This is a genomic window from Pseudorhodoplanes sp. (assembly GCF_035565795.1).
GTDB lineage: Bacteria > Pseudomonadota > Alphaproteobacteria > Rhizobiales > Xanthobacteraceae > Pseudorhodoplanes.
In genome coordinates this window covers 1-14,627 of sequence record NZ_DATMRV010000256.1, presented here as the reverse complement: position 1 = coordinate 14,627, position 14,627 = coordinate 1, and the positions used below count along the sequence as shown (strand labels likewise).

Annotated in this window: 13 protein-coding genes and 1 pseudogene; 8 read left to right on the top strand and 6 right to left on the bottom strand. The window is 64.5% G+C overall.

Translation table 11 applies throughout. The features are described from left to right. The first annotated feature begins 37 nt into the window (after positions 1–37). Together VNZ93_RS23360 and VNZ93_RS23355 are read left to right on the top strand one after the other, a co-directional pair. Positions 38–295: a hypothetical protein gene (locus VNZ93_RS23360; protein ID WP_325711129.1), complete on the top strand. Its 258-nt coding sequence runs from the start codon at positions 38–40 to the stop codon at positions 293–295. 139 nt (positions 296–434) lie between these two features. Further along, a complete protein-coding gene (locus VNZ93_RS23355) occupies positions 435–1,235 on the top strand; it encodes an alpha/beta hydrolase (protein WP_325711126.1) in 801 nt (266 codons plus the stop codon). Positions 1,236–1,401: 166 nt separating this feature from the next. Here VNZ93_RS23355 and VNZ93_RS23350 read toward each other — a convergent pair whose 3' ends face one another. After that, positions 1,402–1,749 (bottom strand): hypothetical protein, encoded by a 348-nt coding sequence (locus VNZ93_RS23350; protein ID WP_325711123.1) that lies wholly within the window; start codon positions 1,747–1,749, stop codon positions 1,402–1,404. Here VNZ93_RS23350 and VNZ93_RS23345 point away from each other — a divergent pair. Beyond that, entirely contained in the window at positions 1,748–2,533 is a 786-nt protein-coding gene (locus tag VNZ93_RS23345) for a hypothetical protein (RefSeq protein WP_325711120.1), read from the top strand. The genes VNZ93_RS23350 and VNZ93_RS23345 overlap by 2 nt on opposite strands. A 97-nt stretch (positions 2,534–2,630) precedes the next feature. Here VNZ93_RS23345 and VNZ93_RS23340 read toward each other — a convergent pair whose 3' ends face one another. Continuing rightward, positions 2,631–3,242: a pyridoxamine 5'-phosphate oxidase family protein gene (locus tag VNZ93_RS23340; RefSeq protein ID WP_325711117.1), complete on the bottom strand. Its 612-nt coding sequence runs from the start codon at positions 3,240–3,242 to the stop codon at positions 2,631–2,633. Positions 3,243–3,418: 176 nt separating this feature from the next. Between VNZ93_RS23340 and VNZ93_RS23335 the strand changes: the two genes are divergently transcribed. Then, on the top strand, positions 3,419–5,080 hold the full coding sequence (locus VNZ93_RS23335; RefSeq protein ID WP_325711115.1) for an FAD-dependent oxidoreductase: 1,662 nt from the start codon (positions 3,419–3,421) through the stop codon (positions 5,078–5,080). Beyond that, positions 5,077–5,397 (top strand): UBP-type zinc finger domain-containing protein, encoded by a 321-nt coding sequence (locus VNZ93_RS23330; protein WP_325711112.1) that lies wholly within the window; start codon positions 5,077–5,079, stop codon positions 5,395–5,397. Before VNZ93_RS23335 ends, VNZ93_RS23330 begins: the two co-directional genes overlap by 4 nt. A gap of 20 nt (positions 5,398–5,417) precedes the next feature. On the opposite strand, the gene VNZ93_RS23325 is transcribed toward VNZ93_RS23330, so the two are convergent. The 3 genes from VNZ93_RS23325 to VNZ93_RS23315 all read right to left on the bottom strand — a co-directional run bounded on the left by VNZ93_RS23325 (position 5,418) and on the right by VNZ93_RS23315 (position 9,899). Continuing rightward, on the bottom strand, positions 5,418–6,932 hold the full coding sequence (locus VNZ93_RS23325; RefSeq protein ID WP_325711110.1) for a sensor domain-containing diguanylate cyclase: 1,515 nt from the start codon (positions 6,930–6,932) through the stop codon (positions 5,418–5,420). A gap of 319 nt (positions 6,933–7,251) precedes the next feature. Then, on the bottom strand, positions 7,252–8,475 hold the full coding sequence (locus VNZ93_RS23320) for a DUF1501 domain-containing protein (protein WP_325711108.1): 1,224 nt from the start codon (positions 8,473–8,475) through the stop codon (positions 7,252–7,254). A gap of 5 nt (positions 8,476–8,480) precedes the next feature. Continuing rightward, the gene (locus VNZ93_RS23315) at positions 8,481–9,899 is read right to left on the bottom strand and encodes a DUF1800 domain-containing protein (protein WP_325711106.1); all 1,419 of its coding nucleotides are present in this window, start codon (positions 9,897–9,899) and stop codon (positions 8,481–8,483) included. A gap of 141 nt (positions 9,900–10,040) precedes the next feature. On the opposite strand from VNZ93_RS23315, the gene uvrB reads away from it, so the two are divergent. Beyond that, positions 10,041–12,941: an excinuclease ABC subunit UvrB gene (gene uvrB / locus VNZ93_RS23310; RefSeq protein WP_325711103.1), complete on the top strand. Its 2,901-nt coding sequence runs from the start codon at positions 10,041–10,043 to the stop codon at positions 12,939–12,941. A gap of 77 nt (positions 12,942–13,018) precedes the next feature. On the opposite strand, the gene VNZ93_RS23305 is transcribed toward uvrB, so the two are convergent. Continuing rightward, positions 13,019–13,264 (bottom strand): hypothetical protein, encoded by a 246-nt coding sequence (locus VNZ93_RS23305; RefSeq protein WP_325711100.1) that lies wholly within the window; start codon positions 13,262–13,264, stop codon positions 13,019–13,021. Between the two features lie 137 nt (positions 13,265–13,401). Between VNZ93_RS23305 and VNZ93_RS23300 the strand changes: the two genes are divergently transcribed. Together VNZ93_RS23300 and VNZ93_RS23295 are read left to right on the top strand one after the other, a co-directional pair. Further along, positions 13,402–14,037, top strand: coding sequence for a hypothetical protein (locus VNZ93_RS23300; RefSeq protein ID WP_325711097.1), 636 nt, complete (start codon positions 13,402–13,404; stop codon positions 14,035–14,037). Positions 14,038–14,154: 117 nt separating this feature from the next. Then, positions 14,155–14,627: pseudogene (locus VNZ93_RS23295) on the top strand (hypothetical protein); the annotation flags it as partial.

The window sequence follows — 14,627 nt, the reverse complement described above, 5'->3', positions numbered from 1 at the left end:
GCAGTCACCCGCGGGTGCTCCAACAAGGAGAACAACAATGGCGCGCAAGCCGACGAAGCGGACCGAATTCGTGCTGTTCGACGTTATCTACGAAGACGGCAGCCAGCGCTCGAACCGTCGTGTCCCCGCCGAAGAATTGGGCGGTCTCGAGGGTGACGATCGGGCCCGCACCATCATCGAACAGCAGGACCGCGAGATCGCAGAGAAATCCGGCCAGATTCCGCTCCAGATCAAGTCGATCCGGCGGTCCGGCGCCAAGCTGCCGGAAAAGGAATGGAAGCGGCAGCGGGCATAACCGCGCCATTTCGATCAGCGCTCACGACGCCCTGCCGCCTTCCGCGAGCGAGACCCATTTTACAAAAATGGTACACATAGGTCCGCGCCTTCGCGCGGACGACCGCTAGTGTATGCTGGCGCCGGAGATAACCGCGCCCATGCCCGACAGGCACCCGCCCCTCACCCGCCGCTCTGTCCTCGCCGGCACCACGGCCGCAGCGTCGGCCGTCGTGGCGCCCGCTCTGGCGCAGGGAGAGTCTCGCGCCTTTGTGCTCGTGCACGGCGCCTGGCATGGCGGATGGTGCTGGCGCCGGGTCGCCGACCGTCTCGAGCGTAAAGGTCACAAGGTCTACGCGCCATCGCTCACCGGACTTGGCGACCGTTCGCATCTGATCAGCACGCGGCCGACCGTCACCACACATATCGACGATATCGCCAACATCATCCGCTTCGAGGACCTGCAACGCGTCATTCTGGTCGGTCATTCGTATGGCGGCATCGTCATCTCCGGCGTTGCGGAGAAGGTGCAGGCGCAGCTTGCGTCGATGGTCTTTCTTGACGCGTTCGTGCCGTCAAACGGACAGACCATCATGAGCCTGTCGCGGCAAGGGTTGCGCGACAATGTCAACGCGGCGATCAAGCGCGGCGATCTCGGCATTCCACCGGCAGCCGCGGCCTATTTCAACGTCAACGAAAAGGACCGCGCCTATGTCGATCGCAAATGCACTCCGCAACCGATCGGCACATATGGCGATCCGGTGAAGCTGACCGGCGCGCGCGAGAGGGTCGCGAAGAAGGTCTATATCCGCGCCAAGGACTTCAACTCGGCCGGTTTCGACGCGATTGCTGCGCGCCTGCGATCCGATCCTGCCTGGACCGTCCATGACATGCCGTGCGGCCACGATGCGATGATCGACATGCCCGATCGGCTTGCAGAGCTGCTGATCGCATCAGCCTGAGCACCGCGCAATTGCGCTGTGATCGCGCAGATGCACTTTCGTTCTAATTTTAGAGATTGATTTAATCGGGCATTGGCGATGCCCGGGCAGATGGACGCTGGTGTCATGTGGTCTGTTCGATCGCGTTAAGACAAGCGTAACGCGAGTCGATACACAAATACGAATATCACGCGAAAGTTTGATTGAAGTTCATTCTGGAGCCGTCATGAATTTGATCGCACGCGGTCTGTTCGTTGTTGGCGGCATTGCCGTCGGCTCCTTTGCCATCAACCACTTCGTCTTCGGCAACACCGGTGATGCGTCGATCCGATCGTCGCGCATCGGCGAGTGGCGTAAAGCCGAAGTGCGGGAAGCCTGCTTCCGGACAACGGAGCGCCCAGCGGCGCACGTCAAGGCCGGGCGTCTGAAGCGTTCCGATTTCGGCTTCTTCGTAGCGGAACAGATGCAATCTCTTCTCGATCAATATGCGGGCGCTGCCGACAGTTGCCCGCCTGCGAGCACGGCGTGAGATCATGTCCAAGATGATCCATGAAATCCGACAGCAGCAGGCCTGGCAGGCGCAGAAGGGATCGAGCCCGCTGCCGATCATCCTTGGTGCAGTGATTGCGTTCGGCATCGGCCTGTTGGGCGTGAGCGGGATCGTGCGTGCGCCGAGCCTGCTGCAAGCGAAGACACAGACAATTCCCGTCGCGCCACGCGAAGCGGCCAAGCCCGCGGAGGTCGCCATCGACACCAGCGCACGCCGCACTGGCCGCGCAGAGACGGCACCGCTCCTCAAGACGTGCGTACCGTTTTCGAAGATCGAATTCGACCATGTCGACAAGGCGCTGCCCGGCGACCTGTATCGGATCCTGCAAACCGCGAGCGGTTTCTCCCGTATCGCCTCCGCGGCCGGCATCAAGCAGAATGCGGTGGACGAAGCGCAATTCGCATCGGTCTGGGCCGAGGTCGCCGATTGCATCTACCGCCAGAATGGCTGGGTGATGTGCGATGCCGACAACCGCGCGCTCGCGGTCGAAGCCGCAGTGACTCTGATCCGGCAATTGTCGACAGCAGCCAAGGCCGACAAGCAGTCCGATCCGCGCGAGAAGAGGCCGTTCGCAATGGACAGTCGCGACCGCGCCTATGCGCTGCGCAACGCCGATGCGATCAAGGGCCGCGTTCTGTCCAGCCTGAGGACACATGCCAGCGAGGGCCGGCTGACTGCCGGAGATTTCGGGATATTCGCACCGTCCGAGATCACGCAGGCCATTCGCGAGACCAAAGTCACGCGCGACGCCTGCGCGAGCGGGAGGTGAAGCGGCGTGCCGCTGCGGTCACCGTAAATCCACGCCGGTCGCAACGAATTGCCCAATCAGTCCGCCGGCGCCAAGAACAGGAATGCCGGGCATCGGATCACCACAGCGTCTCTTTGGCCTTCTGGGGCCAGGCCTTGTCATAGGCCTCGCCGCCGATTCGCGCGGACGTGATGGCCGAGAGGATCTGTCCGGGGCTGGGCAGCGTCTTCGGATCGACATGCCGCTCCGGATTCCACAATTCGGAGCGCAGAATGGCGCGCGCGCATTGGAAATAGACCGTCTGCACATCAACAATCAGCACGCTGCGCGGCGCCTTGCCGTCGATCGCAAAACTCCGGAGCAGCGCAGCGTCGGTCGAAATCCGCGCCGTGCCGTTGACGCGCAGCGTGCCGCCAAAACCCGGAATGAGAAACAGCAGCGCAACCCGCGGATCGGCGATCACATTTCGCAGAGAATCGATGCGGTTGTTGCCATGCCGGTCCGGCAGCATCAGGGTCCGCTCGTCGGCGATCCGCATGAAACCGGGCTTGTCGCCACGCGGCGAGCAATCGAGACCGCCCGGTCCCGCAGTCGCCAGCACCGCAAACGGCGCCGCCTCGATGTAGCGCGCATATTCGGGGGTGATGTGTGCGGTTTCCTTCACCAGCGAAGGCTCCGCGGGAGCGCCGTAGATCGCTTCGAGCTGCTCGACCGTGGTGACCAACGTCATCAGCGCCTCCGGATCGACCCTGTGCGGATCGGGTTATCACGCCCGGGTCCGGCGCGAAATAGTGCGGCGGTCATGCACTCACCGCAACACCACGCTATCCGGGGCAAAAGGAGCATGGCCGCTCATTCGAAATCGGACTAGCTTTCGCGTCCGACCTCAGGGATCCGCGACTGAACATGACCACCAGCGTTGTGATCACGCCCGAGACTTATGCCCGCTATGCGCAGGCCTTTCCGACGTTGACTCCGCAGGAAATCGAGCGCCTTCGCCGCTTCGGCGCGGTGCATCGGTTTGCCGACGGAGCCGCGCTGTTTCTCACAGGCCAGCCGCGTGGAATGCACATCGTTCTGTCGGGACATGTCATCGCCAGCCAGCACGATGGGCTGGGTCACGTCACCACGATTCTCGACTCGGCGCCGGGCCAGTTCCTTGCCGAAGTCGGCTCCCTGTCGGGTGAGCCTTCGCTGGTCGATGCCCATGCCGAAGGCGAGGTCGAAGCGCTTGTCATTCCGCCCGAAGGACTGCGCCGCCTTGTGATTGCTGAGGCGGAGCTCGGCGAGCGCATCATGCGCGCCCTGATCCTGCGGCGCGTGGCGCTGATCGAGAGCGGCATCGGCGGCATCGTGATCATCGGTGCGCCGAACTCGGTCGACACGGCAAGGATCGAGAATTTCCTGACCCGCAACGCCTATCCGAACCACGTGCTCGATCCTGCGACCGATCCGGACGCACAGGATCTGATCACCCGCTATGCGCCTCAACCCGAAGACCTGCCGCTTGTGGTGACGCCCGACGGCAAGGTGCTGCGCAATCCGGACGACAATGCCCTTGCGCATGGCATCGGCATGCTCGAGGCCATCGACAGCAACAAGATCTATGACGTCGTGGTGGTCGGTTGCGGTCCGGCAGGTCTGTCCACGGCGGTTTATGCAGGCTCGGAGGGCCTGTCGGTGATCGTGCTGGAGCAGCGCGCGCATGGCGGTCAGGCGGGTGCGAGCGCACGCATCGAGAATTATTTCGGCTTTCCCACCGGCATATCCGGAATAGCGCTGGTCGGCCGCGCCTTCGTGCAGGCCCAGAAATTCGGCAGCGAGATCATGATCCCGGTCAGGGCAGCACGGCTCGACTGCTCGCGCGCGGACGGCACATTCGTGATCGAGACCGGCGACAACGGCAACGTGCGTTCGCGATGTGTCGTGATCGCGAGCGGCGCGCGCTATCGCCAGCTTGCGGTCGACAATCTCGCCGAATTCGAAGGCCGCGGTGTCTGGTACTGGGCGTCACCGATCGAGGCGCGGCTATGTGCCAATGAAGAGGTGATCATCGTCGGCGGCGGCAACTCGGCCGGCCAAGCCGCCGTATTCCTTGCCGCACATGCCAGGAAGGTGCGCATCATGGTGCGAGGCGACGGGCTTGCGGCCACCATGTCGCGCTATCTGATCGACCGGATCGAGGCGGCGCCCAATATCGAAGTGATGTCGCAGACCGAAGTTGTCGGACTCGCGGGTGACGGCCGCCTGCAAAAGGTACGGTGGCGCAATCGCAAGACCGGCGCCGAGCAGGAAGGCGACATCGGCAACCTGTTCCTGTTCATTGGCGCCTCCCCCGCCACGGCATGGCTCGCCGATTGCGGCGTCGAACTCGACCGCGCCGGCTTCGTCGTGACCGGCAAGGAATGCTCGGCCGGCCACGGCGAAAATCCGTTGCAATCGAGCGTGCGCGGCGTGTTCGCGATCGGCGACGTCCGCTCCGGCTCCGTGAAACGGGTTGGCGGTGCGATCGGCGAAGGCGCCCAGGTGGTCGCGGCGATCCACCGTTACCTTGCGGAGCAGGCATGACGAAGCAGTGCACGCATGGCGGCTTTATTCGCAAGGTCACGCCGAGCGCGCTCGGCTGTGAGGAATGCCTGAAGATCCCGGGAAGCTGGTGGGTGCATCTACGGCTGTGCCGAACCTGCGGTCACGTCGGCTGCTGCGACGACTCGCCGAACAGGCACGCCACCGCGCATTTCCACGCCACGCAGCATCCGGTCATCGAAGGCTACGATCCGCCCGAAGGCTGGGGCTGGTGTTACGTCGACGAGGTGTTCCTCGATCTCGGCGATGACACGACGCCGCAGCGCGGGCCCATCCCGAACTTCATCCGCTCGCGCTGATCCGTCAGCAGAAGCTGCCGCTAGGACGCAGCGATCGACGGTACGCCGCCGACCGGCCGTCGCCGATCGTGGTCGCTCTCGAAATAGTGCTGCCGCTTCGCATCGAGCATGGCGAGGTCGGCGCGCTTGACCACGCTTTCCAGCCGCTCGACGCTACGCCCCGTCGCCGCGCCCATCGAAAGGCTGAGCGAGTGGTCGGGATAGAACGTGTTGTTGATTGCGACCAGATCCTGGATGGTCTGGATCATGGCCTGGCCCGCCACCTCGTCGGTCTCCGGAAGCAGAATGGCGAATTCGTCGCCACCGATCCGGCAGGCATAGGCCGGCTTTTCGATCGCCGACGTCAGCACCTCGCCCGCGCGCCGCAGCAGCGCGTCGCCGGCGGCATGTCCGAGTTCGTCATTCGCGGCCTTCAACCCGTTCAGGTCGGCCATGATGATGGTTACGGGATGCGGCCCCTTGCGGTCGAGCCTGTTCAGCTCGTCAACAAAGAATGAGCGGTTGAACAATTTGGTCAGCACATCATGCGTGCCGAGATATTCGAGATAGGCCTCCGCCTTCTTGCGCGCCGTGATGTCGGTCAGCGCCACCTGGACCAGCGACCAGTCGCGCTCGCGGCCCGGCAGCACCGAGAATTGCAGCAACAGGTTCAGCTTGGTGCCGTCGAGCGCGTAGTTCACGACTTCGCGCAGCTGAAACAGTTTGTTGTCCCACAGATCGATCAGTTGCTCGCGGAAATGCGTCTCCACGTCGTCGCGGAACACGTCCCGCAGCGCTCGCAGCAGCGCTCCCTTGTCGGCCGCGCCAAACAATTCCAACGTGCGGCGGTTGACTTCTAGCACGCGGATTTCGCTCATGCAGCGCGCGACAAATTCCGGATGCACATCGGTGAAGACCCGGAAATCGGTGATGCCGCGCTCGCGCACCTCGTCGAGCAGCTTCTTGACGCCCGAGAAGTCCTCCACCCACAGCGACACCGGGGAATGCGCAAACAGGCCGGACGCATAGGTTTCGCTTTCCGTGAGTTTGCGCCGCGCAGTCTCGCGCTCGGTGACATCCTCGATCGCGATCAGCACACGATCCCACGTTTCCTCGTGACCGGGCAGGATGCGACCGTGAAGCTGGATGTCCAGGCGCCGCCCGGTCAGTGTGTAGTTGACTGTATGACTTTCGAATGCAGAGCCGCCGTCCCAGAGCTGGACCAGTTCGTCGACATGGGTATTCAGCATGTCGTCCCGGAAAACCTTGTCGAGATTGGCCACAAGGTGATCGGTATCGTTGGCGTCGAACAGGGTCAGCGTTTTCCTGTTGACCTTGATCACACGGATGCAGGCGGAGCATTGCTTGACGCGTGAGGGGTCGGCCGCGAAATGCGCACGCAGATCGGTAACGCCGAGCTCGCGCCACTGCGCGAACAATGCTTTCAGCGCACTGTAATCCTCTAGCCAGAGCGACACCGGCGCAAGCTCGAACATTTCCGCGTCGTCGCTGGGATTTCGCCCCGGCGAAACGGCGCCGGGATTGAGGATGGTCATGCGACCCTGCTGTCAAAACTGAATGGTTCGGAACCAGCCCAGTATAGGTGATTCCCTCTTTCCAAAGGGTGATCGTCAGATGGGCCGGAGGCCGGTGGCGCCTTTCGAAGCAACGAATCCAGGCCGGTTCGGGGTTCCACCTGTGAATGTCGTCATTGCGGTAAATCAATTCCAAAGCTGTCCAATCTCACCGCCGCGGCACACTCTTGGCAGTGGCGCCGGGGTTGAACGATTTCGCTTCGGTCGTCGTCCTGGCTGCCTTACATCCGGCTTCCGGAAAGCGGCAAGCTTCGAGATAGACCCTGCTGCGCTGCTCCGGTCAGACCAGCCCGCTCATCGGCTTCACGTCATCGCTGCCCGGAAAAACCGTGGTCGCGAGTGCGCGCTCGTCAACGCGCAGGTGATCGCGCAGGAGGCCCTTGAGTACGGCACGCAGATCGGTCGTGGGCTTGAGATCCCGGCCGTCATGCAGGTTCTTGTCCGCAACGCCCGGCCAGTCCGCGATCACACGGCCGCCCTTGAGCGCGCCACCGGCGAGCAGGGCGACCGTCGCCGTGCCATGATCGGTCCCGGCGGTGCCGTTGATGCGCGCCGTCCGCCCGAACTCCGTGATGATGGCGACGGCGGTCTGCTTCCAGGCATCGCCCATGTTCGTTTCGATGGCGCCGATCGCGCCGTCCAGCGCCGACAACAGAAGCGCCAGCCGTCCATCCGCCGCGCCCTCGTTGACGTGCGTATCCCAGCCGTCAAAGGCGAGCGCGCCGACGCGGGGGCCGTCGGGACGCGCCATGAATTTTGCAGCGCCGCCGGCGGCTTCGGCGAAATAGATGCGGTTGCCCGCACCGGGACCGGTCGGCTTCTCGCCGGCCTTCTGTGGCGACAGGCTCATGCCCCCGCCCATCGCGATTGCCGCGAGGTCCCTGCGCTCCTGAAGTGCGGCGGCAAGAGCAGGATCGGTGTGACGGTAGAGGTCGAGGAGACGCGCCGCGGTGTCTGCCGCCGCGGGCTGCAGGCGCGGCGGCACCCATGACAGGATCGGTGCAGGACCGCGCGCGACCAGCGGCGTGATCGGCCCGACCGCGAAGGCGCGCCTGTTTTCGACGCGCCCCTCGGGCTGCAGTCCTTGCAGCGCGCGATTGAGCCAGCCGCTCTCGGCGGAACCCACCCGCGGCATTCCGCTCTCGAGGATGTCCTGTCCGTCGAAATGCGACCGCTCGCGATACGGCGTTGCGGCGGCGTGCACGATCGTTGCCTGCCCGGCGCGATACAGTCGATGCAGATTGGGCATTGCCGGATTGAGCGCAAAGAAATTGTCCAGCGGCAAGGCGCGGTCGCTCGTCAATGCGTTGTCGCCGCGCAGCCGCTGCCAGTTCGGATCGCCGACCGGAGCTACGGCGGAAAGTCCGTCGAGCGCACCGCGCAGAACAACAACCAGAAGGCGCGGATCGCGACCCTCGGCGAGCGCCACTTTCGGCATATGCGCCCACGCGAACAGCACGCCCGAGGCCAGCAACAATTCACGTCGTGTCGGATGATGCGGCATGGCTGTTACCTGCGCTGGAATTCGGGCGACATCAGCAGAAGTGCGATGGCCTGCTGCTGACTTTCGGCACGCTCGATCGTCTGGCGCGTATCGTTGCTCAACAGCGGCCCGAACGTCTCGGACGCAATCTCGCGTACATCGCGCTGCGTGGGATTGCGGCGCGCAAACTGCGTCGCAACATCGAGCCGCTGTGCAACGCCATCGATCCACGCACTCGAATCGTCGGAGAAACCTTTCGGCGCAGGCGGACGCCAGAGCGGCTGTCCGAGAAGGTTGTGGCCCTGGAGCAGCGGATTGATGTCTCCCGGCATCGCACCCATAGCGCGCGGAATCCCAAGGACCCACTCGGCGGGCGGCCGCAACTTGCCACGTGACGGATCGGCAGCTTCGGGCGAAATCACCAACGTCTTCGCGACCTCTTTCAGGTCGCCGCCGGTGTCGCGAAAACGCTTGGCCAGCCTTTCGACGAGCAAGGGCGACGGGTCGTCCGCGATGAAATGACGAACCAGCTTGCGGGCGACATGCGTCGCGGTGGCCGGATGCTGCGCCAGCATTGTCAGCACTGCGCGCCCCTGCTCGATCCCACCGGACTTGAATTCGCGGCCCATCACGCGCTGCGGCCCGGGTTCGTGAAAGCGCGGATCGAACGTGAAGTCGCCGCCGCGTTCGGGATCCTGTTTCGGACGCACGATCGTCCAGCCGGTGATCACCTTGGCGAAATTCGTGACATCGGCCTGCGTGTAACCCGCGCCGACGCCGACGGTGTGCAGTTCGAGGATTTCGCGAGCCAGATTTTCGTTCAGCCCCTTGCCGCGGCGCCTGCCGGCCTGCGAGTTCGGCCCGATCGAATCGGCATTGTCCAGATAGAGCAGCATGGCCGGATGGGTCTCGACGGCCATCAGCATGTCGACGAACTTGCCGGTGACATGCGGACGGATGGCTTCGCGCTCGAACGCCCCGCAGATCGTACGCACCTGTCCCTTGGCCGCAGACACGCAAAAGTGGTTCGACCAGAACCAGACCAGCCGCTCGACGAACCCGACCGGCGCACGAAAAGCGGCGTCAAATCGCGCCCTGGCTTCCTCGCGGTAGATCCGCTGCGGCAGGTTCCGCTTTTCATTCTGCTTTTGCGCACCCGGCGGCATCGCATTGTCGCCGGTCTGCATCTGCGGCTTTGCGGCGGCTTCGTTGCGCGCATTGAGGCGCTCGGCGCGGACGCTCAACCGCTCAGCGTAGGCGGCACGGAAAGCTTCGCCCGAGTCCATCAGATCGTCGTCGGCAATATGGGCCGCATTCGGATCCTCGAGCTCGGCGAGGAGTGCGGCCCGGCCGTCCTTGCCGGCGGCTGCAAGCCCGCCCGGCTTCGGCACGAATCCGAAGCGATGAACAAGCAGAGCCGCCTGCAGACTGGGATCGAGGGCCATGAGCACGTCGCACGAGATTCGTTGCGGGGGCATTCTGTCAGGCAAAACTCTGTCGGCAAGACGGCATGACCGTGAACGGCAGATAAACGAACGCGGACGCGCCCTTTCGCCGCGGGGCGACTCCGCCCATATTGCGGGGGTATGCCGAAATCGCCCGACAAGCCGAAGAATTCGCCGAAGAAGCCAAGGGATTACGCACGTCCGACGCGCGCAAAGGCGCACCGGCCGGAAGCGCCTGCGCACGACCCGGCGCTGGACGACCTGCTGAATCCCGGCATCGGCAAGGGCCGTGCCGGCATGGGGTCCGGCACCGGACTGCAGCCGCCGCCGGACAACTCGTTCGACCGGCGCGCCGGCAATGCCGCCGAGCACACCGCGCGCCTCTCCACCAGCGAGGGTTTCCGCGAAAAGCCGCAATCGGGCTATGTCGCGCGCGCGCCGTTTGAAGCGCCGCCGATCTCGGGGCTCGATCCCGCGCTTGCCAAGGAACTCGGGCTCGAGCCGGATGAAAATGCCGAACTGCCCGGCGCGCAGGTCGGCAAAAGGCGCGAGAAAAATCCGGACGAGATCGATCTCGGCCGCGGCGTCACTGGCGCCGCCGCATCGAATGCCGCGCTCGAGGATCTCCTTCGCAGCGGCCGCCCCGAATTCAACTCCCAGGCCTGGACGCCGCATCGCCCGCCTCGCCCGGAGAAATCAGAAGGCGGCGTGCAACTCGTCATCAAGAGCGAGATGGAGCCGAAGGGCGACCAGCCGACTGCGATCAAGGAACTGGTCGAAGGCGTGCAGCGGCACGACCGCACCCAGGTGCTGCTCGGCGTCACCGGCTCGGGCAAGACCTACACCATGGCGAAGGTGATCGAGGCGACGCAGCGCCCTGCCCTCGTGCTCGCACCGAACAAGACGCTGGCCGCGCAGCTCTATGGCGAGTTCAAGAGCTTCTTCCCCGACAACGCGGTGGAATATTTCGTCTCGTATTACGATTACTACCAGCCGGAAGCCTATATTCCGCGCACCGACACCTACATCGAGAAGGACTCCTCCATCAACGAGCAGATCGACCGCATGCGCCACTCCGCGACGCGTGCGCTGCTCGAACGCGACGACGTTATCATCGTCGCTTCGGTGTCCTGCATCTACGGTATCGGGTCGGTCGAGACCTATTCGGCGATGACCTTCTCGCTGAAGAAGGGCGGACGCATCGAACAGCGCCAGCTGATCGCCGACCTCGTCGCGCTGCAATACAAGCGCACGCTCGACTTTTCGCGCGGCACATTCCGCGTGCGCGGCGACACCATCGAGATTTTTCCGGCGCACTATGAGGATCGCGCCTGGCGCGTGTCGCTGTTCGGTGACGAGATCGAGAAGATCGCCGAATTCGATCCGCTCACCGGCCGCGAAACCGACGAGCTGAAATTCGTCAAGATCTACGCTAATTCGCACTATGTCACGCCGCGCCCGACGCTGATCCAGGCGATGGCCTCGATCAAGGCCGAGCTGAAGATGCGGCTCGACCAGTTGGTCAAAGCCGGACGCCTCCTCGAAGCGCAGCGGCTGGAGCAGCGCACGCTGTTCGACCTCGAGATGATGGAAGCGACCGGCTCCTGCGCCGGCATCGAAAACTATTCGCGCTATCTTACGGGACGAAAACCCGGCGAGCCGCCGCCGACCCTGTTCGAATATGTCCCCGACAATGCGCTGGTGTTTCTCGACGAGAGCCACGTCACCGTGCCGCAGATCGGCGCCATGTTCCGCGGCGACTTCCGGCGCAAGGCGACGCTGGCCGAATACGGCTTCCGCCTGCCCTCGTGCATGGACAACCGGCCGCTGCGCTTCGAGGAATGGGACGCGATGCGTCCGCAAACCATCGCGGTGTCGGCAACGCCCGCAGGCTGGGAGATCGACCAGGCTGGCGGCGTGTTCGCCGAGCAGGTGATCCGCCCGACCGGACTGATCGATCCGCCGGTCGATGTCCGCCCCGCCCGCACGCAGGTGGACGATCTCGTCGGCGAGGTGCGCGAGGTGGCGCGCAAGGGCTATCGCTCGCTGATCACCGTGCTGACCAAGCGCATGGCCGAGGACCTGACCGAATATCTGCACGAGCAGGGCATCCGCGTGCGCTACATGCATTCGGACATCGACACCATCGAGCGCATCGAGATCATCCGCGACCTGCGGCTCGGTGCGTTCGATGCACTGGTCGGCATCAACCTTCTGCGCGAGGGCCTCGACATTCCCGAATGCGCGCTGGTCGCTATCCTCGACGCCGACAAGGAAGGTTTCCTGCGCAGCGAAACCTCGCTGATCCAGACCATCGGCAGAGCGGCGCGTAATGTCGACGGCCGCGTCATTCTCTATGCCGATCACGTCACCGGCTCGATGGAGCGGGCGATGGCGGAAACCAATCGCCGCCGCGAAAAGCAGGAAGCCTACAACAAGGAACACGGCATCACGCCGGCGTCGGTGAAGAAGAACATCGCCGACATTCTCGACAGCGTCTACGAACGCGACCACGTGCTGATCGACACGGGCGACGGCAAGGGCGAATTCGCCGAGGTCGCCACCATCGGGCACAATTTCGAAGCGGTGATTTCCGATCTCGAAACCCGCATGCGCGAAGCGGCGAGCGATCTCGATTTCGAGGAAGCCGCGCGTCTGCGCGACGAGATCAAGCGCCTGCGCGCCACCGAGCTTGCGGTGAACGACAATCCGACGACGAAGCGCGTGGATGCATCTGGCCGCGGCGGCAAGTCGGGCAGCAAGGCCGGCAAGGTCGATGTCAGCCGGCCGCACAAGCCGACGCTCGACGAGATGGGCGTCGCCTCCTATCACGAGGTGCTGCCGGATCGCCCGGGAAAGAAGGGCAAGGGCAGCACAGCGCGCGCGACCCGCGACGCGCCCCATTTCCCCGATCTCGATTCCATGGGGCCGGGCACCGAAGCGGTGCCGTATCGCGAAGGCGGCGAACGAACCGGCCCGCGCTCATCGCTCGGCAAGCCGGGCCAGCGCGGCGGCTGGACCAGCCGCAAGTTCAAGAAATAACCGCTCCGAACATCGACGGCACACGCAAAACGGCCCCGCTCGCGCGGGGCCGTTTCACGTCAGACATTATAGCTGGATTAATCGCACACGCGCTGCGAGCGATAGATCACGCGACCGTTCGGGGTCACGGCGCGCTCGCGGATGATGCGGCAATCCGGGCCACGATAGGCGTCACGATAACCATAGCCTCCGACGCCCGCGCCGAACGGGCCGACCTGAACGCCCGCGCCATACGGATCAGCACCGAAATAAACCTGCGCACTCGCGGGCGCCGCGATGAACAGGGCGGCGGCAGCCGCCGAGCCGAGAATGAGTTTCTTCATGTCCTGCTCCTCTGTATTGGTGTCGATTGTTCGGACGAAGGGCAAACGCGCGGGCCACGACGAGGTTCGCAGTTGCAGCAGGATTGCCCCGAGGTTTGAACCACGACACACAATGTGAAGCCATGTTCGGAACTATCATGAAGCGTTATTCGGCCCACCCTTCTCTCGCATTCGCCTCTCTCGCACTCGCCTCTCTCGCCTTGGCCTTCTTTGGTCTCGCGGCGTCCGCGCAGGCCGCACAGCAAGGCACCGCGCTCGCCTGCACCGGTCCGTTCGCGCGCAACGCGACGCCCGAGAGCATCGCCAGGGCGTTCGGCGCGGCCAATGTGACAAGCGAGGAGATCAACGCCGGCGAGGGCGAGAAGGAGAAGATCACCGTACTGTTCGCCGGCGACCCGGCGCAGCGGCTGGAGATCTTCTGGCAGGACAACGAAGGCAAGCGCAGCATCGCACAGATCCGCGTCGGCGCCGGCTCGGCCTGGCGCACGCCGCAGGGCCTCAGCGTCGGCATGGCGCTGGCGGATGTCGAGAAGATCAACGGCAAGCCGTTCCTGCTGTCCGGCTTCGGCTGGGAGATGGGCGGCACCACGCGCGGCTGGCAGGACGGCAAGCTGCAGACCCAGCCCGGCGGCTGTTTCCTGATGCTGCGTTTCAAGCCGACGAAAGCGACCAAAGCCAATATCGAGGGCGATCGCGACATTCCCTCCGGCAATGCCGGCATGCGTTCGGCCGCGCCGGTCGTGGAGCTGATCGCGCTGCATTATCCGGATTGAGGGCGGCCCGTTTCGATCGGGCTTGACCCCGGCATCCCCGTCTTAGCAGCATCGCGGCGCGTGGGATGTTGACGGCCGCGACAGGCGCGGTCGCAACCCGCGCGGATGGATGCCGCCATGCCTGTGAAGCTGCTTGCCCTCCTCTGCCTCGCGCTGATGGCGCCCGCCTCCTCCGCACAGGCTGCGCCGCGCAATCAGGCCGCGCCGCGCAAGGCGCCCGGCGTGCTGACCTGCACCGGCCCGTTCGCGCGCAGCATGAGCCATGCGAGCCTCGTCAAGGCGTTCGGCGCGAACAACGTCGCCGTGCAGACCGTCGGCACCGTTGAAGGCGAGACCGAGAAGGTGAGCGTCGTCTTTCCACGCGACAAGACGCGCCGCATCGAGGTGCTGTGGCGGGACGACAGGCGGCGGCGCAATCCGGCGGAGATCCGGCTCGGCGTGGCGTCGACGTGGCAAACGGCGCAGGGCATCCGGCGCGGCACGCCGCTGGCCGAGGTCGAGGCGCTGAACGGGCGGCCGTTCAGGCTCTACGGCTTCGGCTTCGATTACGGCGGCATGGTCATCGACTGGAACGGCGGGCGCCTCGCGGC